The organism is Leuconostoc rapi, assembly GCF_016908715.1.
Classification (GTDB): Bacteria; Bacillota; Bacilli; order Lactobacillales; family Lactobacillaceae; genus Leuconostoc; species Leuconostoc rapi.
The window spans coordinates 20578-41064 of the sequence record NZ_JAFBEK010000007.1 but is presented as its reverse complement, the minus strand read 5'-3'; the positions used below and the strand labels follow the sequence as shown (position 1 = coordinate 41064).

The 20487-nt window shown below is 36.7% G+C and carries 22 protein-coding genes; 11 read left to right on the top strand and 11 right to left on the bottom strand.

Annotated elements, in window-relative coordinates; all coding sequences use genetic code 11:
• Positions 1-4 precede the first annotated feature (4 nt).
• A complete protein-coding gene (locus tag JOD28_RS07285) occupies positions 5-520 on the top strand; it encodes a helix-turn-helix domain-containing protein (RefSeq protein WP_204770169.1) in 516 nt (171 codons plus the stop codon).
• Positions 521-745: 225 nt separating this feature from the next.
• Positions 746-1207, top strand: a complete 462-nt coding sequence (locus tag JOD28_RS07280) for a GNAT family N-acetyltransferase (protein WP_204770168.1) — start codon at positions 746-748, stop codon at positions 1205-1207.
• A gap of 72 nt (positions 1208-1279) precedes the next feature.
• Here the strand turns inward: JOD28_RS07280 and JOD28_RS07275 are convergent, their stop codons facing one another.
• Positions 1280-2161: a LysR family transcriptional regulator gene (locus JOD28_RS07275; RefSeq protein ID WP_204770167.1), complete on the bottom strand. Its 882-nt coding sequence runs from the start codon at positions 2159-2161 to the stop codon at positions 1280-1282.
• 111 nt (positions 2162-2272) lie between these two features.
• Between JOD28_RS07275 and JOD28_RS07270 the strand changes: the two genes are divergently transcribed.
• The gene (locus tag JOD28_RS07270) at positions 2273-3610 is read left to right on the top strand and encodes an amino acid permease (protein WP_204770166.1); all 1338 of its coding nucleotides are present in this window, start codon (positions 2273-2275) and stop codon (positions 3608-3610) included.
• Between the two features lie 631 nt (positions 3611-4241).
• A complete protein-coding gene (locus tag JOD28_RS07265) occupies positions 4242-4406 on the top strand; it encodes a hypothetical protein (protein WP_204770165.1) in 165 nt (54 codons plus the stop codon).
• 525 nt (positions 4407-4931) lie between these two features.
• Here JOD28_RS07265 and JOD28_RS07260 read toward each other — a convergent pair.
• A complete protein-coding gene (locus JOD28_RS07260; RefSeq protein ID WP_204770164.1) occupies positions 4932-5255 on the bottom strand; it encodes an ArsR/SmtB family transcription factor in 324 nt (107 codons plus the stop codon).
• Between the two features lie 79 nt (positions 5256-5334).
• On the opposite strand from JOD28_RS07260, the gene JOD28_RS07255 reads away from it, so the two are divergent.
• Positions 5335-5907 carry a cadmium resistance transporter gene (locus JOD28_RS07255; RefSeq protein WP_204770163.1) on the top strand — a complete coding sequence of 191 codons (573 nt, stop codon included), beginning with the start codon at positions 5335-5337 and terminating at the stop codon, positions 5905-5907.
• Between the two features lie 130 nt (positions 5908-6037).
• Here the strand turns inward: JOD28_RS07255 and JOD28_RS07250 are convergent, their stop codons facing one another.
• The 6 genes from JOD28_RS07250 to JOD28_RS09870 form a co-directional block, all read right to left on the bottom strand.
• Positions 6038-7219, bottom strand: coding sequence for an ABC transporter permease (locus JOD28_RS07250; RefSeq protein ID WP_204770162.1), 1182 nt, complete (start codon positions 7217-7219; stop codon positions 6038-6040).
• Positions 7206-7895 carry an ABC transporter ATP-binding protein gene (locus tag JOD28_RS07245; RefSeq protein WP_204770161.1) on the bottom strand — a complete coding sequence of 230 codons (690 nt, stop codon included), beginning with the start codon at positions 7893-7895 and terminating at the stop codon, positions 7206-7208. The genes JOD28_RS07250 and JOD28_RS07245 overlap by 14 nt, the downstream gene beginning before the upstream one ends.
• Positions 7888-8931, bottom strand: a complete 1044-nt coding sequence (locus JOD28_RS07240; protein WP_204770160.1) for an efflux RND transporter periplasmic adaptor subunit — start codon at positions 8929-8931, stop codon at positions 7888-7890. Before JOD28_RS07240 ends, JOD28_RS07245 begins: the two co-directional genes overlap by 8 nt.
• A gap of 33 nt (positions 8932-8964) precedes the next feature.
• Positions 8965-9471, bottom strand: a complete 507-nt coding sequence (locus tag JOD28_RS07235; protein ID WP_204770159.1) for an MFS transporter — start codon at positions 9469-9471, stop codon at positions 8965-8967.
• A gap of 319 nt (positions 9472-9790) precedes the next feature.
• The gene (locus JOD28_RS07230; RefSeq protein WP_204770227.1) at positions 9791-10063 is read right to left on the bottom strand and encodes a hypothetical protein; all 273 of its coding nucleotides are present in this window, start codon (positions 10061-10063) and stop codon (positions 9791-9793) included.
• A gap of 68 nt (positions 10064-10131) precedes the next feature.
• Positions 10132-10260: a hypothetical protein gene (locus JOD28_RS09870; RefSeq protein WP_259650399.1), complete on the bottom strand. Its 129-nt coding sequence runs from the start codon at positions 10258-10260 to the stop codon at positions 10132-10134.
• 378 nt (positions 10261-10638) lie between these two features.
• Here JOD28_RS09870 and JOD28_RS07225 point away from each other — a divergent pair, with 378 nt between their 5' ends.
• On the top strand, positions 10639-11454 hold the full coding sequence (locus tag JOD28_RS07225) for a hypothetical protein (RefSeq protein WP_204770158.1): 816 nt from the start codon (positions 10639-10641) through the stop codon (positions 11452-11454).
• A gap of 75 nt (positions 11455-11529) precedes the next feature.
• On the opposite strand, the gene JOD28_RS07220 is transcribed toward JOD28_RS07225, so the two are convergent.
• Positions 11530-12474, bottom strand: coding sequence for a DMT family transporter (locus JOD28_RS07220; protein ID WP_204770157.1), 945 nt, complete (start codon positions 12472-12474; stop codon positions 11530-11532).
• Between the two features lie 151 nt (positions 12475-12625).
• Between JOD28_RS07220 and JOD28_RS07215 the strand changes: the two genes are divergently transcribed.
• The 5 genes from JOD28_RS07215 (at position 12626) to JOD28_RS07195 (ending at position 15623) form a co-directional block, all read left to right on the top strand.
• Positions 12626-13309, top strand: coding sequence for a LysR family transcriptional regulator (locus JOD28_RS07215; protein WP_204770156.1), 684 nt, complete (start codon positions 12626-12628; stop codon positions 13307-13309).
• Between the two features lie 110 nt (positions 13310-13419).
• Positions 13420-13770, top strand: coding sequence for a PadR family transcriptional regulator (locus tag JOD28_RS07210; RefSeq protein ID WP_204770155.1), 351 nt, complete (start codon positions 13420-13422; stop codon positions 13768-13770).
• The gene (locus JOD28_RS07205; RefSeq protein ID WP_204770154.1) at positions 13767-15110 is read left to right on the top strand and encodes a DUF4097 family beta strand repeat-containing protein; all 1344 of its coding nucleotides are present in this window, start codon (positions 13767-13769) and stop codon (positions 15108-15110) included. The genes JOD28_RS07210 and JOD28_RS07205 overlap by 4 nt, the downstream gene beginning before the upstream one ends.
• Positions 15111-15155: 45 nt before the next feature.
• Positions 15156-15344 carry a hypothetical protein gene (locus JOD28_RS07200; protein WP_204770153.1) on the top strand — a complete coding sequence of 63 codons (189 nt, stop codon included), beginning with the start codon at positions 15156-15158 and terminating at the stop codon, positions 15342-15344.
• 12 nt (positions 15345-15356) lie between these two features.
• On the top strand, positions 15357-15623 hold the full coding sequence (locus JOD28_RS07195; RefSeq protein ID WP_204770152.1) for a PspC domain-containing protein: 267 nt from the start codon (positions 15357-15359) through the stop codon (positions 15621-15623).
• Positions 15624-15796: 173 nt separating this feature from the next.
• On the opposite strand, the gene gyrA is transcribed toward JOD28_RS07195, so the two are convergent.
• Together gyrA and gyrB are read right to left on the bottom strand one after the other, a co-directional pair.
• A complete protein-coding gene (gene gyrA, locus JOD28_RS07190) occupies positions 15797-18352 on the bottom strand; it encodes a DNA gyrase subunit A (protein ID WP_204770151.1) in 2556 nt (851 codons plus the stop codon).
• A 119-nt stretch (positions 18353-18471) separates the two neighbouring features.
• Positions 18472-20481, bottom strand: coding sequence for a DNA topoisomerase (ATP-hydrolyzing) subunit B (gyrB, locus tag JOD28_RS07185; RefSeq protein WP_239531139.1), 2010 nt, complete (start codon positions 20479-20481; stop codon positions 18472-18474).
• Positions 20482-20487 lie beyond the last annotated feature (6 nt).

Below are 20487 nucleotides of genomic sequence, written 5' to 3'. Positions count from 1 at the left end.
TCAAATGACATTTGCTCAAATCATTAAAACGAAACGCCAAGAGTTAAACATAACACAATCCGAACTTGCCGAAAAACTTTTTGTTTCCAACAAAACAATTTCTAACTGGGAAACAGGGAAAACCATGCCTGATTTAGACAATGTTCTTTATATAGCTAAAACATTGCGTATTTCATTGGATAAACTATTATTAGAAGATAATCATATGATTGACCACGTGAAACATATTCAAGAAATAAGAGCGACTAGAAAAATGACGTGGGTTGCCTCCATCACTAATATCATTTTTTTCCTCATGTTTTCAACCCAATCCTTTTTTGGGCAATTACCCGTTCCGTTTCTTGTAATGATGTTAATTGGTGCCTGGGCAAATATATGGGTTTTGTTTCACTTTTTGTCTAAGACAGATTCACTCGAAGATAGAGCGCTAAGTATGATTAAAGTGACTAATAATAAAGCACTCGTTGTCACAGTAGTTCTTGCTGTGATAGCATTAATTAGTGCAATATTAGTACGCTAATGTTATTGTTTTGATGTTCATTTAATCCATTGGGTTTATTATAAACACATAATCAATTACTTGGTTATACCATTTTCTCCCTCATTTTTCATAATAAAGTATCCTCCCTTAAAATAAAAGGCCACCTTACTCCCAAAGGTGGCCTTTTATTGTCGTGTTACTGATAGTCGTATAGGTACATTATGTTATACTAGATTAACTCATTATTTACAAAGGCGTATTCGCATGTTAAAACTCAGACCAATGGGAACTAATCACTTTCAAAAATATTTAAATTTTGCAGTCAATGACTATGCCATAGAAAAAATTGCAGCCGGCACTTGGACCCCTGAAACTGCGCAAAAAAATGCGCAATTAGCTTATGATCGGTTATTACCAAATGGTCTTGAAACACCAAACAATTTTCTTTACTCAATTTTCAATGATTCAGAAATCATCGGCTATATCTGGTTCGGCACTGACAATGAAAATTCATCCATAGCGTTTATCTTTGATTTTGAAATTTATAAAGTTTATCAAAACAGAGGCTTCGGTTCAAAAACGCTCGATCTTGTTTCACGTGAAACAAAAAATATGGGATACACGTCATTAGGGTTACATGTTTTTGGTAGCAATAGTCGCGCTATGCACGTTTATCAAAAAAGCGGTTTCAACATCACAGACATCAACATGCAGAAGAAACTCTGATGTACAAAAGGTGCCAATACAGTGAGGCAAAATCTCACTGTATTGGCACCTTTTATACGATTTTTTAACCACTTACCTTACCGCATACGTCTCTTTCACAAAACACTTAATAGCTGTTATTAATTCAACAACAGAGGGCGACATGACTTTACTTTTATTTATCACTAATACAATTTGCCGTGTCAACGACTGATGAAAAGGGTAAATAGCCACATCCCCTTTGATTTTTTTCAACGCTAGTTCTGGTAAAATTCCAAATCCAATACCGGCTTCAACCATCGCAATAATCGACTGGTCATCAATTGAAAAATTGATTGAGTTGATCGTCACATCATAATTGTCCAAAACTGACTTTGTTGCCCGGTCATAATCTATTTTTTGCAAAATAAACTTCTGATTAGCAATATCGTGTTGCGTAATCGTTTGTTTATTTTGAGGTATAAAATCAGCAGGCGTCACGCAAAATATTGGATCCGCGATTAATGGAAATATCGTTAAATTATCCGTCACTGGTAATGTTGTGAAACCAACATCAATCTCTCCAGTTTTAACCTGTTTACTGATTTCTTCAAAACTATCCTGAACAATCGATACCTCAATGTCAGGATATTGTTTCGAAAAAGTACTTAAAATATTTGGGAGCCAATTGACACAGACACTGCTAAAAGCCCCTATTTTTATTGAACCTGAACGTAGCCCGTTAATATTCTGACTCATCTGAATTAAATCAGCTTCATCATTCAATATTTGTTGAATAACCGGCAAAACTAACGCCCCATCACGCGTCAATTTTATGCCAGAACGATTACGTATGAGTAACGGAAACCCTAATTGTGCTTCCAGTTGATTAATTGAATGGCTAACAGCACTGGCTGTCACATTAAGCACTTGAGACGCCTGATAAAATGACTGATAACGGACAACTGTGGCAAATACTTGATAAGAAAACGTCAATTTAATACCCCCTTAGAATACTTTTTTTCATGTAAAAATGAAAAAGATTAGTTTTATTTATTATACAAGATAATTTACTATAGAACATAGTGACTAGGAGGGAAAATCATCATGACAGAAAAACCACAACTATCTCGTACATTATCTGGGCGTCATATCAATATGATTGCATTAGGCGGTACAATTGGCACCGGACTTTTTTTGGGTGCTGGTGACTCCATTCAAAAAGCTGGTCCGGCTATTTTATTAATTTATATTATCACAGGCTTTTTCGTATTTTCCATGATGCGCGCCTTGGGGGAACTCTTATTAACTGATCATAATCAAACTGTTTTCATCGGCTTTATCAAAAAATACTTAGGTGATCGCGCTGGTTTTATTATGGGTTGGACTTACTGGCTGGGTTGGATTATTATTGCAATGGCTGAATTAACTGCTATTGGTAAGTACATGCAGTTTTGGTTACCACAAACACCTGCTTGGTTATGGGAATTACTATTTCTTGGTGTACTCTATAGTATGAATATTATCGCTGTTAAAGCCTTTGGCGAAACAGAATTTTGGTTTGCTTTAATTAAGATTATCGCAATTGTCGCAATGATCTTAATCGGTATAATCATGGTCGTTTTTCATATACGTAGTGAAGCTGGTATGACCCAATTATCAACTTTATGGCAACATGGTTTGATTGCAAATCATGGTCACAACTTATTAGCAGCTTTTCAAATGGCATTTTTCGCATTTTTAGGCGTTGAATTTGTCGGTATCACAGCTGCCGAAACAAAAGATCCTTTGAAAACAATTCCAAAATCAATCAACTCGATTATTATCCGTATTCTTATTTTTTATATTGGTGCTTTATTAGCCATCATGACGATCCAACCTTGGACAAACTATAGCGCTAACACGTCACCTTTTGTTCAAGTCTTCTCTGGTATAGGTATCCCCGCAGCTGCAGGAATTATCAATTTTGTTATTTTGACGGCAGCTGCCTCATCACTAAATAGTGCCCTGTTTACAACTGGACGCATGATTTTTTCATTATCACCAAAAAACAGTTTTTTTAGTCAATTAAATAGCCATTATATTCCAATGCGTGGTATCAATCTATCAACCGCTTTGATTGCTACTGTCATTGGTTTGAATTATATCTTTCCAGAGGATGCATTCAGTATGGTAACCGCAACTGCTTCGGCTACTTTTATTGTCATTTACATCTCTCTTTTGATCACACATATTCAATATCGCAAATCAGATCATTTTATCAACGGTCAAAAAAAATTCTTGATGCCGTTTGCACCATTTTCAAATTACTTGACTATCGTATTTATGGCAGGTGTATTCCTGATATTGCTACTCTCGCCTGCTACAATGATGACCACCATACTATCAATCATTTGGTTTGTTGTTCTGTTTATAATTAGTCTGTATAAAGTACGTGTACAGTAATAGAATAAAGTCTTACAACGTAAAATTCCTCAACTCACGAATTGTGAGTTGAGGAATTTGTTCATTATTCTCCAGAATAATAAACATAATACACCTGATTCCCTAAATAGCTTAATTTATTTTCGTTATTTTTATATGAAAATTGTTCTAATTCTTCCATAGCATCATTTGCCTGACTATGTAAGCATAAATACTGTCGTATTTAAGTCTATTACTGATCATATTTATGCCATAACACATAGTATTGAATATCAGGGATAATCAATGCACAAGCAACCCAACCATTTAGAACATAAAACAGCATTGCCATTGACAAACTATCCATACCCCATAAGATACTTAATAGTAGCCACAATGCTATAACTAGCAGAGAAAAAGTACTAATGAGTGCACTATCTAATAACGTATTTAACTTTGCCTCATACCAGTATTTAAACCAACAATTCTTCTAGTCCTTTTCAAGACTAATATGCTGCTAATTAGAGACTTTTTGTGACCTAATAAGTTAAAAAAATTATTATATATTTAATCACTGATTAGTGGTATAATTAAAATTATTATTTATATTATAAAATAGAAAAAGAGCGAAAGAGCTACGTTTTAAAAACTTATCCAAAATTTAGTAGAGTAAATGAGCCGTCTAAAGTCTACTTTGTCTGGGATGGGTCTAGGTGTCCTCGGAACAATGATTAGTGCTGGTCTAGACTTTGCACTAGATTACACGAGCCCTAGTACGATGCTAGCTAAATTCTTCGATTCCCACAATAAGAAAAAGAATGGTGGTAATGTAATATGAAATTTGTCATAACAATGATAATCAGTGCCATAGTGATGTTCCTGATTGATTTCAACAAAGAGTCTCTCCCTAATCACTCAATGGGGATATTCTACTTCATATTTATAGTTATTATTGGTTATTGCGTATTTAAATTGATAGACAACAAGCAACGCTTGGATTGATCCAAACGGTAGCGGTTATTATTTTGGCGATGGTCCTTTCGATGTCCCTGATCAAAATGGCCATCATCAGTGGATTGATCCGGAAAAAGCTGGCTGGACTAAGACGCCAGATGATGATATAAACGAAGGCTACGATAATGCTGGTAATTAACTTGTTCCAGTATTGTTTAAAAAGCCTCAAGCTAACAGTTTGTTAGTTTGAGGCTTTTATATCTTTTCAGTTGTGCGCTCTTTTACGGATTATGATAATCTCATATGAACGGTAAAAAAGTACCACAATCCCTATTTCAAAAAAATATGATGACATAAAAAAGGTAAACAGGGACTGTCTTTGTAACACATTTCCTGCTTACCTTTTTTCTTACAATTCACCATGTTTTTTACCGATAATAACATGTTTAACATGATTCTTTGTAGAATCAATAACATTTAAAATATGAGGATCATCTAACTGATAGAAATTACGTTTACCAACTCTTTCAGAATTGATAAGTTGGTGTGCCTTTAGAATTGCTAATTGATGTGATACTTGTGGTTGTGACAATTGCAGTTTCTCCACAATATCATTAACACTTAGTGGGTGATTTTCTAACAAGACTAAAATGTTTAAACGCGTGGGATTACTTAACAATTTAAAGATACGTGCCATTTCGTCTTGCCAAATATTGTCTGAATTTTCATTCATATGTTGACTCCTTTATATGTTAATGTTAACATATGTTTATATTAATATATGTTAAGTATATCATGAAAGAAGAAAAGCTATGCAGAATATACCACTAGTAACAATGTTATTTATTGGAGTCAACCTAGATTTTTTTGTTATTCTATTATTTTTATTACAAAAATATAGTTTTAAGGAAACGTTACTAGGATACGAATTAGGCATGCTTTTTGTTTTTGGTGTCAGTGCGCTTGCTGGACAACTCATTCAAAGCTTTATACCAGAATGGGGTATTGGGTTCCTTGGTTTAATTCCAATATATATGGGAATTAAGGGTGAAGCAGACGATGATGAGGAAACAACAAGTCACTCACGCAAAGGTATCATTGCTGTTTTACTCATGTATCTGGTCAGTTGCGGTGCAGATAACATAGCTGTTTATGTCCCTGTTTTAGCCACGATGCCCAGCACTAGTATTATTATAACCATGATTTATTTTATTATTTTAACAGTGATTTCCCTAACACTTGCCTACTTTTTTGGTCAATTACCAATCATCAAAAATATTTTTGAACGTTGGGGTGCACCATTAAGCCGAATAATATACATTTTAATCGGTTTGTTCGTTATGATTGATACTGGACTCATTAAACATGTTATTCAATTAGTTTAACGCTTAATAATAGACGACAATTTATTTTCATATCAAGCAGTAATCAGTACAAGTCATGCCAGAAAAAACGTTCAAATTGATAAACTCTCACTATCAATTTGAACGTTTTTATAGTTTCAATAAGCTTATATTATCTTAATATATCAATCAAATTCTTATTACTTGCTGTTTTAGCTGGTAATATACCAAATACTAACCCAACAATAGTTGATGTACCAAAAGCTAATAGGAAAGTTGATATAGAAACACTAGCCTTAAATGGCAGGAAGGCAGAGACGCCCATTGCCACACCAAGACCTGCAAGGTAACCAATCATGCCGCCGCTCAAGGTCAACATCACAGCCTCTATCAAAAACTGCCATAAAATTTGCTTCTGTGATGCACCAACCGCCATACGAATCCCAATTTCTTGTGTTCGTTCACTAACAGCAATATACATCATATTCATGACACCAATTCCCGCAATAAACAGTGAGATACTCGCCACTGCAACAATAAAGTACGTAATCCCTTTAATCACAGTGCTAACACCTTTGAGCATCGCAGCCATATCAAAAAAATCATACGAGCCAGCATTATGTTGCGAGCCACTGCTATTCAATTGATCAGCAATTTTTTGCGTTTCTTTGGATACATTAGCGCCGGCAACAAACGTTAATTTTAGTGTATTAGCTGATACGTCAGCGTTATTCGCCTCAAATACTTGTCGTGGCACAACCACATTGTAAGTATTATAGCTACCGCGTGACGCGTCATTACTAATAATACCTACAATCGTATAGGTTGTGCCATTGATCTCAATACCAGCATTTATCGCATTACTGGTAGTTTTATAACCTTTTTTAGCAATAGATTGGCTAACAAGCGCCACTGGATTACTAACTAATACATCTTGTTTACTAATACCATGGCCTGTTACTAAATGGTCATCATTCGTACTTTGGCTCAAATAAATAGCTGGTGAAATATTCTTACCATTCACAGACCCACGTGCTGATAACATCCCTTGATCATCTGACTGTATCTTGGCTTTAGTCACTTGCTTATTTTCACGAATACGATTCAAATCATCATCCTTGAAGCCAGCAATGATGTTCTCACCTTTCGGTGAAAAATTAATTTCCGTGGATTGCTCCCCACTGGTGCTGGCTTGCAAATTTTTCATCATTGCTACACGAGCACCATCCCCCAATGCCAAAATGGTGATAACTGAGGCAATACCAATGATAATGCCAATCATTGTTAATATACTACGCCGTTTATTGGACAATAATGATCGGAATGCACTAACAAATAATTCACGTGTTTGCATGGCGCACCTCCTCATCACTCTGTATACGACCATCTAAAATCTTAATTAATCGATTGGTTTGTCGTGCTACTTGTTCATCGTGCGTGACCATGATTACAGTTGTCCCACGATCATTCAAATTTTTAAATAGCGCCATAATTTCTGCAGATGTCGCTGAATCTAATGCCCCTGTGGGCTCATCAGCAACTAAAAAGTTAGGCGCTGTGACAATAGCTCTCGCGATAGCCACACGTTGCTGTTGTCCACCAGATAAATTTTTTGGCAATTTTTTGTAACTGTCAGGTAGGCCAACTTGTGTCAGCACCTCAGTAACACGAGAAACAATATCTCGTCGCTTCATACCAGCATACAATAATGGTAATCCAACATTTTCACCAACGCTTTGATTTGTAATTAATTTAAAATTTTGAAATATAAAACCAACTGATTGATTTCGTAACTGTGCGTGTTGCTTGCGTTTCAGATCACTTACCTTAACATTGTTGAACATATAATTACCATCAAAATGCTGATCTAAAAACCCTATAATATTAATTAAAGTTGATTTACCTGAACCAGATGGTCCCATAATCGCTACAAACTCACCAGCTTGAATGTTCAAATTAATGTCATGTAACACTTGATAATCATCATTACCTTGACGATAACTTTTACTAATCGCTGACAAATTAATCATTAATCGCCTCACCATTTTTCAAATGACTGTCTGGGTTAAGAACAACTTTTTCATTCTTTGTGATCCCTGATTTAACAAAATAGCTTGTGCCTGATTTAGTCACATCAGCATTGATACGACTAGCTTTACCATCAATTATCTTATAGATATTCCCCTTATAAACAGCAGAACTTGGTACTTTGAGATCATTTTGTGGCACTTTCACTTTCACACTTTGACCATATAAAAAGTCTCCTGACACATTAGCTGAGAAAGGATAATAGGTTGTGCCCTTACTTTCATCTGCAGGTATCTGTTCAATTTTGTTAATTTCTGTTGTTTGGTTTGGTGTCCCATCAATACCACTCACTGTAACCTTGTCGCCACTATGAATTTTATTATAGTCATACTCTGATATTGTTGCTTGTAAAATCTTTTGTACGGCATTCATAGTTAATGAAGGTATGCCATCTTTTGTATTATTATCCACGGAAACAATGCCATCAAAAGGTGCTGTCACATTCACATTAAGTTTATTTTGTAACTCAACTAGCTTATTCTGCGCATCTTGAGCGTCTGCGTTGGCATCAGTCACCGCTTGTTGTGCCTGGGCAACACCATCTTTTAACGTTGCTTTCGATTCTGGATAAGCTTGATTATAGCTCTGTTGTGCGCTTTTTAGTGCACTTGCAGCACTATTCACCGCACGATTTGATTTAGAAATCATATCGTTTTGATTATCAATGGCTTCTTGCATGTCTGTATTCGTTACAGTCAGCAAAATATCGCCACTTTTGACATTTTGACCGTTATTAACATTAATTTGTTGTAGCTTACCAGTTGGTATATTCAATGTTTGTGTCTTGCTAGCAATGACTTTACCTGACATTGATAAGTCAGGGGATGTCGTTACTGTGTAAGTCTGATAGCCTGCTTTTACTGTTGCTTCTGACTTGTGTGTCATTTTCTGATACATTGTCACCCCAGTCACTGCTAATAAAGCAACAGCGACAACACTGCCTGTAACAATTAAAGTGACTTTAGTTCGTCGTTTCATACTACTCCCCTCAATACTTGTGAATTCAGTTTGTTATGCTTTAAGCAATGCGCCAGATACAACGATCAACGCAACAGTCAGTACAACCATAATTACAATATAAATGATTTGTGTGCGTTTTGTAATCACTTTTTCTTGACGTAAAAGTAATGTGTAAATCACTGCACTAACCACAGCATTAATAATTGAAGCCACTGTGTTGCCTGACTTGTATAGGCTCAGTACAGTCACTAAAAAGATATTAACGATAGCAAATGGTAACCCACTAATAGCTGTTGCGTACCATGATGTTAGAAACGAAACAGACTGCCTGTCTTCTTGTCCCAGTTGTGACAACCAAATAAATAATTTATTAAACAATGCGCCTACGATTACACTAACGATACCAGACACAATTGCTGTGATCATCATAAGTTGTGATGCGTGTTCGTCTACTTTAACACCATTAACTTCTGTCACACCAAGTGTGCTCATCACGCCAATACCCATCATAACCAATGTTCCGACAATGGCAATGATTACTTTGTTCTTCTTACTCATTTCTTTTCCCCTTTGTAATACGTTCGTCAAAAAACCAATAGTAATATTATATCAATGTTTACTGTAAATTTATAGCTAAAGTGGCTACAAAGACGAGATATTGTGATTTTATATGCAAAATTTAAATATTTTAATATTCCCATAATCAAGACAACTGCAAATTTTTAATATATTAACATCATTGTGCCTGCCTGATTATTAAAGTAAAAAATGTACCCTCAAGCTTGTTAAACTTGTGGATACATTTTTACGCATGGGATTTTTTTCTGTATATCAAATTAACAACTCTTACTACCAAGGTAATCAAAGTGCTTGCTTATCAAAAAAACCTGATATTATAATACAAACCAAAAAACCAATTACTACGGTTTAACTGTTTCAAAAGAATTTTGCCATCATCTGATAATTTGCCATAAAGCGACAACTTTTGAAGTTCGTTGGTCATTGCCGTCATTTCACGATATGGTAATACTTTTGGCTCATTCAGACTATTAATCATACCTGAAATAACTTTTTTTTCATCATGATTTAGGTTTGGATGGTTTTCTAGAAAGTTTCGTAAATATTTTCGTTTATCAGTTATTTTGAACATATTTTTTCCTTTAACTTTTAATGTCATGGCACGTATTGTCCCCGCAGCCATCTGTCATATGTTTTCTGCTACCCATCAACCATGACATTAACCGTATGATTTGACATACCATTCGACACCTTAACAATAATAACATTATTAACATCTGTAAACACTTTTGACTCTAGCTTCTGATAAAATGCTTTAAACTCAACCACCCAGTGAGATCTGCACCACTTCAACTTACCAATATCAAAATGTAAAAATGTAAGATTTTACAGAAAATAGTGTACTTTTTTCTGTAACTTGATTATTATGAATAATGACCTAAAAATTTAAAACTTAAGGATGAACTAAAAGGCATGATTTACTTGGACATTGCAATAAATTTGTTTCCAAAACCTAATACTAGTGTTCATTATCCCATCACTTCAATTAAATTTAGTTCGTGGAATACGTTTAAAAAATATATTCAACTGCAATATCATATAACGAGAATTTTTTTGAGAAAGGTCATTCTCAATGGAAAATAGTGCAATATATTTAATACTCTTTGCTGTTTTATCAGCGTTATTACAGTGATTGACCGCTATCAGATGGGCTATCGTAAAAGTTCTGTTATGGTTGTCAATTTTTATAATAACCTGTTAAGCATGTTGTTGGTCACCGGTCTATTGGGAATTGTTGTTGCGCGATATGGCTTTGGATTATCATTCACGCCATTGTTAATGTTTCGTTTATTAATTTATGCCGGACTAGTTCAGGCTGTAGCATATGGCTACAGTGCTATCTTTAAAAAAGTAACAGTCATGGAATCTGTGTTGTTGAGTAAATTAACAGATTTTATTATTCCACTAGGTATTTTTGCAACAACTTGGTATTTTAACTGGCATTCATATATTATCTCCATTGTATCAACCTTGTTAGTCATTTGGTTATTTTATTCAACGACTCAAAAATCAACCAATAACAGTCAAACATTATTTAAGTATTTTTGGTTGATTGGTCCCGTTTTAGTTATTCAGGCTGCAATATCACCGTGGTTAGTGACCGACATTAAAACGACTCACGCATTAATTATTTTTACTATTTTAACAATCTATTTACGATTTTTAATCACATCAATTGCCCTTTTACGTAGCAAAAAATATCTACCTGGCGGTAAAAGTAAAGTTTCAAAACATATTTTAATGTTGTACAGTATGAGAGCGATACTAACAATTGTTGCTCAATTATCTTTCACATTAGCAACGTCAAGTAAAAATTCAAGTATTGCTTGGATTTTCTTGAATATGACATCATTATTTAGCGTTGTCATCTCAGGCGTTGTGTTGCAAGAAAAAGTTCGACTACGAGAGTTTTTGGTTCTGATTATAATCGTATGCTTAGGTATACTCACTAGCTTTATATGAATGATCTATTTTATAAAAATCAAAAAGATGGCACAACTTATCATGAAATTGTGCCATCTTTTTGTTACCTGAAATTTATTTTTTGACTATAGTTAACTTCTTATGTGCAACATACCGATTATAAATATTATTACCAATTAACGCACTGATTGTGATCAAGCATCCAATAATCTCAAAAGCTGAAACCTTGTAGCCATTGATAATTGTGATAACAAATGCCACAATTGGCACTAAGTTCATAAATAAAATACCGTTTATTGCACCAATCACCCGATTACCCATATTCCAAGCAAATACTGCAATAACCCCAGCTAACGTAATCATATATATTAACGCATTTTGAACACCGCTCACTTGGGTCATTGTTGATACTTTTAACCAACCTGCTGCTGTCGCCACAACTAAGACAACAATCACTGAACAGACCCCTAAAATTGCGGTTAGCGTCGAGTAACGTAAAATCGACCACTCCGGGAAATCCGCACCACCAGCAGTATATATCACCCAGCATAAAGCGCCAAGTAAGATAAATACGACTGCCAACAGCGTATGATGTCCTGATATTAAGACACTAATATGCCCTTTAGTCACAACCATAAATACGCCAATTGCTGCGATAACCATTGAAATAAGTGATGCTACAGTTGGTTTTGCGCCGCGATATAGCCAACCTACTAAAACACCCAGCAATGGTTGAATAGCCATCATGACAGAGGCAATAATTGAACCGGATTGTCCCGCAAGCTGTTGTCCTAAGAACACAAGAAAACTAAATCCTGCAAAGGCTGCTGTCCCAAACACCCAAAGTTTAATGGCATGCCCTTCTGTTTTGAATGCTTTGGGGCCTTCCACAATAATCAGAATAATTGCAAAAATGATAGCAACACTCCCATAACGTAATAATGTAAAATAAAATGGATCCATAATTTTTAATGCTGGTGCCATGACTGGAAACATACCACCCCAAGACAACACTGCTATTAAACACAAAATTAAGCCGTACACATATTTCTTAGACATATTTTAAACCCTCCTAGGTTTGATTATTAACATCTCAACAACCTTGTTAAAAGTTTATCATTGTCCCTTGCAAAGCGGAATAAATGATTTATACTAAGGGCTATAACGTTATGGCATATGTTGCTAATGTTTTCTCAGGGGGAAGAAATTTATGATAACTGACACTTCTTTTAATATAGAACTGTTATACGTTTTAGTGGCTGTCAATGATGCCCACAGTATCAATAAAAGTAGTGACACTTTAAGGATGACGCAACCAGCTATTAGTAAAAAAATTAAGCAACTCGAAACCTATTATGGCAAACAACTTTTTTTAAGAAGTGCTCAAGGTATGACTTTAACTTCGGCCGGACAAAATCTCTATTTAGAAACCAAAAAATTAATCCAACAATTCGAAAACATGCATGCCTTAATGACTGAATCTCAAGTGTCCCTAGCTGATTTAAAATTGGGCTCTTTAGACAGTATTGCTTCCAATATGTATCCCAATTTTTTTAGTCACTATTTATCTGACCTGAAAGAAGTCACCTTGACTAATAAGATTTATGAACTCATTACACCATTTAATTCAGGTCAATTAGATGCTATTTTAATTGACCACGAGTTTAGTAAAGAAGTTACTGGTCAATTCGAAGACATACAATTATTTGAAGAACCGTATTATTTAGTCTATTCACAAAAAAATAAGGATCTAGTCACTCTCAACAGGCCGACACTAGATCCGACACGTTTAGCAATGAAACAGCTGGCCGAACCCTTCACCAGAACTGTCTCCCTGTTTACACGTGACAAGGCCACGCGTCAATTAATCCATGAGATGTTAATCAAATCCTAACGTCAAAGTCATCCCTTTGGGAGGCTTTTTTTATATCATAAAACAAATTACTTTGACAACCACAGTAATTTGTTTTATGATATAGTTAGAATCCATAGAAAGGTGATAAAATGGCTATTTCTAAAGAGCTAATTCGTGGTCATACTGACACGATTATACTAAATATTCTTAGCCAAGGTGATTCCTATGGCTATCAAGTTTCTAAATCTATTCGTCTGCTAAGCCATCAGCAATATGAACTGAATGAAGCCACACTATACACAGCGTTTCGGCGTTTAGAAAAAGGTGGTGCCATCGCAAGTTATTGGGGTGACGAAACACAGGGAGCACGGCGTAAATATTATAAAATTACAGCGTCTGGCCAACAACAATTAATAACCGCCTTACAGGAATGGGAGTTTGCGAAGGATGTTATTAGTCAGCTGATTACTGGCAATATGCATGAAGGAGTATCACTATGACATCAATTGAAATGGAAATACGCACACGTTTAGACATTATTTTTTCAAAGTACACGCCAAACGCGCAACTGACCGAATTTAAGGAAGAGCTGATTGCTGATCTCATGGAAGCCTATCAGGATTTTGCTAAGCAAGATAAGTCTCACGATGAGGCACTTGACGATGCTTTTGATCAGCTAGGTGATATTGATGTTGTCCTGCGTGATTTAAGCCAAACAAATCGTACTGACGAGGCAACTCACAATGACGAACCCAAAAAGGCGCCTTTTATTGATATTTCAGATGACGGTTTCCATATTGGTAACTTACATATTGATGGTCAAGGTGTTCGCTTAGGGGATGATATCGTTATTGATGGGAAACATGACAAAGTTCAATTTGGTGATTGGCTACATGTCGATCATGACGGTGCACGTGTTGGTAAAAAATATTACAAGTTCGATGATGATACCAATATTAACCAATCTCACTTTGACGACACAGTTGATGATGTCAAAGTACCAAGTTGGGCTGCTGCTCACCATAATGCTCAAATTCCTATTAGTGACAAACAATTTGTTTTTGATTATCACGATGCCATCGTGAATTTCTATACCAATGATAAAACAGATTTAATAACTGTCGATGAATATTTTAACCGAGACAATGCGCGTTATTTTGCACATATTGAAGAAAATGATGATCGTGTCCTCATTTCACAAGGCGATCATCCCCTATTGTTCCACGTTAGAACACGAATCAATATTGGCTTTCCAAAAAACTTTGATACTGGTCATATTACAAGTATTAACCACAGCGGTCGCGTCATAGCACAAAACTTAACCCTTGACACATTTAATCTCATCATTCACTCTGGCGGGTTTGAAGGTCAGCAAATTAAAGCTAAAAACGCATCTTGGGAAGTCCACTCAGGCACCATCAAAGCGGACAAACTCACATTTGATAAAGCTGAAATATTTGATAAATCCGGCAACGTCAAGTTAAAAAATGCCACAATCCCTCACGCCAAAATCAGTGCGACATCTGGTTCTGTTCAAGTTGATCATTTTATTGGTGGTGGGCAATTCAGTGCTAATTCTGGTTTCTTGCGGTTACGTATCGATGAACTAACTGATGATTTGAAATTGCACGCACATTCGAGTTCACTTCGCGTTACTGCACCAGAAACACAACATTTTAATTTTGATTTATCTTCTAACAGTGGCATCGTCACAGTGGAGCGTCATAATAATATTCATTATGATAAAAACACACCCAGCTACAAACGCGGATTCTATGGTACGAATCCTAAGTTCACAATTGATGCTAATGCCAATTCTGGTACAATTAAGGTGTATTAAAGCACCATCACAACCGAAAACACAATAGAAAGGAGCTCATTTGATATGAAAGAAAACTACCACCATATTCACACAGCACATGGTATGCAAGCATATGGTGTTGGTATGATGCTTGCTGCTGGTATTGAATTTGCAACCTCTCACGACTGGTTTTCAACATTCTGGCATGCACTGCTCAGCTGGGCGTCAATTGGTTACTACATTGCAAATACACTACAACATATCATTAAATAAGGAGCATTTATCATGACAAAAAAGAAAGCATTTACACGTTCACGTGACAACCGTATGATTGGCGGTGTCATCGGTGGTATATCTGATTATTTTGGGTGGGATGCCACTATCGTCCGAATCATATTTGTCCTCATTTCAATTTTTTCAGCAGCGTTTCCTGGCACATTAGTTTATATTTTGGCTTGGATCATCATTCCTGATGCACCAAGAAAAACACACTATTATTCAAATAGTGCGCCCAAAGATGTCACGCCTGATGATGATTATGATCGCCCTTAATAGTAAAAAGGCACGCAATTTCGTATAACATAGTATCCCACAATTAAGGCGGTACATTATGTTTAGCTATCTAGCATCTCTCATCACTAATAAAAAAGGTTTATCATAAAAAACGATGATTTATTATAGTCATCGTTTTTTTTGATATCAATGATAGTTACATCGCATTAATCTTATTCTTCTTCTGTTTCATCAGAATTTGCGCGATCTAATAATTCAGTGACTTGTTCAATTTGTGTGTCGTTTAACGGTGTTTCACGTGAAACATTCTGAGTTGTTTCATCAGAAACGATCTCTTCATGGTCTACTTTTGCTAGTGTTGCAACCGTGGCGCCATCTTCTAAACGAATTAAACGCACACCCAATGTTGCTCGACCAGTTTGACTGACAGATGAGGCAGTGAAACGAATCATCACGCCTTGTGTCGTCGTTACCATAATGTCCTCATCACCGTGAATAATTGTCATACCAGCTAACACACCATTTTTTTCAGTAATATTAACCGTTTTAATGCCTTTACCACCACGACCCTTTATTGGATACTCGCTTACTGGTGTTTGCTTACCATAGCCTTTTTCTGTAATAACTAATACATTATCATTGAGGTTCACAACATCTGACCCAATAACAACATCCCCATCACGCAATCGAATACCACGCACACCTGCTGCGGAACGACCCATGATACGCACATCTTTTTCAGTGAATCTAACTGAATAACCGTCTTTGGTTGCAATCAGAATACTTTGTGTGCCGTCTGTGATTTGAACAGATAACACTTCATCATCGTCCCGTAATGTTAAGGCTCTCAGACCGTTCGTACGAATATTTGAAAATTCATTCACAGCAGTTCGCTTAACAACACCTAACCGTGTGACAAAGAATAGATAATCTTTACTCTCGCCGGCTTCACCACGAACATTAATCACCGTTTGGATTTTTTCGTCACCTTCAAATTTGAGTAAGTTAACGACTGGAATACCCTTAGCCTGACGGCCATATTCAGGTACTTCATATCCCTTCATGCGGTAAACTTTACCTTTATTCGTAAAGAACAATAATGTATCGTGTGTTGACGTGGCAACCATTTGATCCACAAAGTCTTCATCATTAACATTCATGCCTTGTACGCCACGTCCACCACGATTTTGTGCTTTAAATTCAGCTTGAGGGACACGTTTGATGTAACCATTGCGAGTTAAGGTAACAATGACATCTTCTTCTTCAATTAAATCTTCATCCTCCAAATTTGTCACATCGCCAACTTGTAATTCTGTCCGACGCGCATCACCAAATTTGGTTTGAATTTCTAATAGTTCATCATAAATAATTTGGTCAACACGTTCTTCGTGTGCCAAAATATCCTTCAAATCAGCAATCAAAGCCACTAATTTTTGATATTCATCCTCAATCTTGTCGCGTTCCAAGCCAGTTAGACGAACTAAACGCATATCTAAAATGGCTTGTGCTTGTTTGTCAGAAAGTGAATAGCCATCAATTAATCGCGTTTTGGCTTCTTCTGACGTTGCTGATGAACGAATAATACTAATAATTGCATCAATATGATCAAGGGCAATTCGCAAGCCTTCAAGGATATGTGCACGTGCTTGTGCTTTCTGCAAATCAAATGCTGTACGGCGACGAATCACTTCACGTTGATGGCTTAAATAAGCCACTAAAATTTCTTTGAGGCTCATTGTTTGTGGCTTACCACCATTAATGGCCAACATATTGAAACTAAAGTTAGTTTGCAGTAGTGTTTCTTTGTATAAATTGTTTAAAATAACACTAGCTGAAGCATCACGACGAACATCAATTGACACGCGTAACCCGTCACGATCTGATTCATCGCGGATGCCCGTAATACCCTCAATTCGCTTATCTCGCGCAAGCTCTGAAATACGCTCAATCAAACGCGCTTTGTTAACAGCATAAGGTAACTCGGTAACAATGATTTGTTCTTTGCCAGTTTTAGTTTGCTCAATGTCAACCTTAGCGCGAACAGTTACACGACCACGGCCGGTTTCATAAGCACGGCGAATACCTGATTTTCCCATAACGATCCCACCTGTTGGAAAATCAGGTCCAGGAAGTGCTTCCATCAAGTCAAGCGTGGTGGCTTCTGGATTATTCATTAACACATGAAGCGCGGAAATGACTTCTCCCAAGTTATGTGTTGGAATGTTAGTTGCCATACCGACAGCAATACCAGTCGCACCATTCACTAATAGGTTAGGAAAACGCGCTGGTAGTACTTCTGGTTCACGTTCTTCGCCATCATAGTTGGGTATAAAATTCACAGTATCTTTGTTTAAATCACGTACCATTTCCATGGCAACTTTAGACAAACGTGCTTCAGTATAACGCATAGCGGCTGCGCTATCCCCATCGACTGATCCAAAGTTTCCATGCCCATCAACAAGCATATGTCGATAGGAAAACGGTTGTGCCATTCGAACCATTGACTCATAAATTGCTGAATCACCGTGAGGATGATACTTACCCATCACATCACCAACGATACGCGCTGACTTTTTATGTGGCTTATCTGGTGTATTTCCCTGCTCTATCATTGAATACAAAATACGACGATGAACAGGCTTCATGCCATCACGAACATCAGGTAAGGCGCGCGCTACAATAACTGACATAGCGTACGACAAGAATGATGTTTTCATTTGTTCTGACAGGTTCGCATTATGAATGCGCGAGTCGTTTTGTTCAGACATTTTTTACTCCCTATAACATTATTTTGAAATGATGAGTCACCATTTGATGATATATGACCTACTATTTTGACCAGAATATGTTTATACCACACCGCAAAGTAGGCAAGTAACACACTGATTTAAATATCTAAGTTTTCTACGAATACGGCATTTTCTTCGATGAATTCTCGACGTGGGGCAACATCGTCACCCATTAACATATCAAAAATACTGTCAGCTGCTTCTGCATCGGTTGGATCAACTCTCAATAGACGACGATTTAATGGATCCATTGTTGTATCGGCAAGTTGATCGAAATCCATTTCACCTAATCCCTTATAACGTTGTACTTTTGGTTTAATATTTGATGGCAACTGCGCTAAATAAGTCTCTAATTCTTCATCAGTATCCAAATATTCACGTGTTTTTGAATTACCAAGTGCGACCCCATACAATGGTGGTTGCGCAATATAAATATATCCTGCGTCCACAAGTGGTCGCATATAACGATAAAACAACGTCAATAATAATGTACGAATATGCGCACCATCGACATCGGCATCGGTCATGATAATGACTTTATGATAATTGGCTTTTTCAACATTAAAATCATCACCAAAGCCTGTTCCCATGGCAGTAAAAAGTGATCGAATTTCTTCGTTAGCCAACACCTTATCTAACGTTGCTTTTTCAACGTTCAAAATTTTACCACGAATCGGCAGAATTGCTTGTGTCACTCGGTTTCGTCCTTGTTTAGCAGAGCCACCGGCCGAATCACCCTCAACAATAAACAATTCTGATAGTGCTGGGTCGTTTGATGTATTATCCGCTAGCTTTCCAGGTAAATTACCAATCTCTAAACCAGACTGTTTACGTGTCATTTCACGTGCACGTTTAGCAGCCAAACGTGCCTTTTGCGCTAAAATGCCCTTTTCAACGATTTGCTTAGCGACCACTGGATTTTCCATCATAAAGCGACTAAATGTCTCTGAAAACATCCGATCAGTTGCTTGACGCGCATCCGAATTGCCTAACTTTGTTTTGGTCTGTCCTTCAAATTGTGGATCTGGGTGCTTGATAGACACAATAGCTGTCATACCCTCACGAACGTCTTCACCCGTCAAACTTTCAGCATTATCCTTCAATTGACCATTTTTGCGTGCATAATCATTGATAACACGTGTCAAGGCAGTCTTAAATCCCGTCTCATGCGTACCACCTTCGTAGGTGTTAATGTTGTTAGTAAATGTGCGTAAACTATCTTTAATGTCTGTCGTATATTGCAATGCAGCTTCGACAACAATACCATTTTCCTCACCTTCAACATAGACCGGTTCAGGGAAAATAACTGTTTTTTCAGCATTTAGGTATTCAACATATTCTTTGATGCCACCTTCAAAATGAAAACTCTCTACAACAGGGGTCTCCATACGATTATCAGTAATTGAAATACGCAAACCCTTGTTTAAAAAGGCAAGCTCACGAACTCGCGTTAATAATGTGTTGTAATTAAAGGTTGTCGTTTCACGGAATATGTCCGCATCTGGATTAAAGTGCACAATCGTGCCACGATCAATGGTTGGCGTCTCATCCAATTTAACCATGCGCGTATTAACACGACCTATTTTGAAGTCCATATAATACACTTGCCCGTCACGGACAACTTTGACATCTAGGTTTGTTGATAATGCGTTAACGACTGAAGCACCAACACCATGTAAACCACCAGAAACCTTATAACCGCCACCGCCAAATTTACCACCAGCGTGTAGTACAGTAAAGACAGTTTCAAGCGCTGGTTTTCCCGTTTTTGTTTGAATGTCGACAGGAATACCACGACCATCATCTGTCACTGTAATGGAATTATCTTTTTCAATTGTCACTGTAATATGTGAGGCAAAACCAGCCAAGGCTTCATCAATACCATTATCAACGATTTCCCATACTAAGTGATGCAACCCTTGTGCTGTGGTTGTGCCAATATACATTCCTGGACGCTTACGTACAGCCTCTAAGCCCTCTAAAACTTGAATTTGATCAGCATTATAGTCACCAGCTTGTGCTTCGACTGTGCTAGCATGACGAATTTCTTCATCATCTGTGACAATACCATCAATATTTTCTATTTCGTTATTAATTTCTTCAGACATATTAAA

Excerpts from the sequence above, each read along its gene's own strand:
- JOD28_RS07225 (WP_204770158.1), top strand. The coding sequence starts at position 10,639 with ATGGGCTATCGTAAAAGTTCTGTTATGGTTGTCAATTTTTATAATAAC.
- JOD28_RS07270 (WP_204770166.1), top strand. The coding sequence starts at position 2,273 with ATGACAGAAAAACCACAACTATCTCGTACATTATCTGGGCGTCATATC.
- JOD28_RS07230 (WP_204770227.1), bottom strand. The coding sequence starts at position 10,063 with ATGTTCAAAATAACTGATAAACGAAAATATTTACGAAACTTTCTAGAA.
- JOD28_RS07265 (WP_204770165.1), top strand. The coding sequence starts at position 4,242 with ATGAGCCGTCTAAAGTCTACTTTGTCTGGGATGGGTCTAGGTGTCCTC.
- JOD28_RS07285 (WP_204770169.1), top strand. The coding sequence starts at position 5 with ATGACATTTGCTCAAATCATTAAAACGAAACGCCAAGAGTTAAACATA.
- gyrB (WP_239531139.1), bottom strand. The coding sequence starts at position 20,481 with ATGTCTGAAGAAATTAATAACGAAATAGAAAATATTGATGGTATTGTC.
- JOD28_RS07250 (WP_204770162.1), bottom strand. The coding sequence starts at position 7,219 with ATGCAAACACGTGAATTATTTGTTAGTGCATTCCGATCATTATTGTCC.
- gyrA (WP_204770151.1), bottom strand. The coding sequence starts at position 18,352 with ATGTCTGAACAAAACGACTCGCGCATTCATAATGCGAACCTGTCAGAA.
- JOD28_RS07215 (WP_204770156.1), top strand. The coding sequence starts at position 12,626 with ATGATAACTGACACTTCTTTTAATATAGAACTGTTATACGTTTTAGTG.
- JOD28_RS07205 (WP_204770154.1), top strand. The coding sequence starts at position 13,767 with ATGACATCAATTGAAATGGAAATACGCACACGTTTAGACATTATTTTT.
- JOD28_RS07220 (WP_204770157.1), bottom strand. The coding sequence starts at position 12,474 with ATGTCTAAGAAATATGTGTACGGCTTAATTTTGTGTTTAATAGCAGTG.
- JOD28_RS07245 (WP_204770161.1), bottom strand. The coding sequence starts at position 7,895 with ATGATTAATTTGTCAGCGATTAGTAAAAGTTATCGTCAAGGTAATGAT.
- JOD28_RS07235 (WP_204770159.1), bottom strand. The coding sequence starts at position 9,471 with ATGAGTAAGAAGAACAAAGTAATCATTGCCATTGTCGGAACATTGGTT.
- JOD28_RS07195 (WP_204770152.1), top strand. The coding sequence starts at position 15,357 with ATGACAAAAAAGAAAGCATTTACACGTTCACGTGACAACCGTATGATT.
- JOD28_RS07280 (WP_204770168.1), top strand. The coding sequence starts at position 746 with ATGTTAAAACTCAGACCAATGGGAACTAATCACTTTCAAAAATATTTA.
- JOD28_RS07210 (WP_204770155.1), top strand. The coding sequence starts at position 13,420 with ATGGCTATTTCTAAAGAGCTAATTCGTGGTCATACTGACACGATTATA.
- JOD28_RS07255 (WP_204770163.1), top strand. The coding sequence starts at position 5,335 with ATGCAGAATATACCACTAGTAACAATGTTATTTATTGGAGTCAACCTA.
- JOD28_RS07200 (WP_204770153.1), top strand. The coding sequence starts at position 15,156 with ATGAAAGAAAACTACCACCATATTCACACAGCACATGGTATGCAAGCA.
- JOD28_RS07240 (WP_204770160.1), bottom strand. The coding sequence starts at position 8,931 with ATGAAACGACGAACTAAAGTCACTTTAATTGTTACAGGCAGTGTTGTC.
- JOD28_RS07260 (WP_204770164.1), bottom strand. The coding sequence starts at position 5,255 with ATGAATGAAAATTCAGACAATATTTGGCAAGACGAAATGGCACGTATC.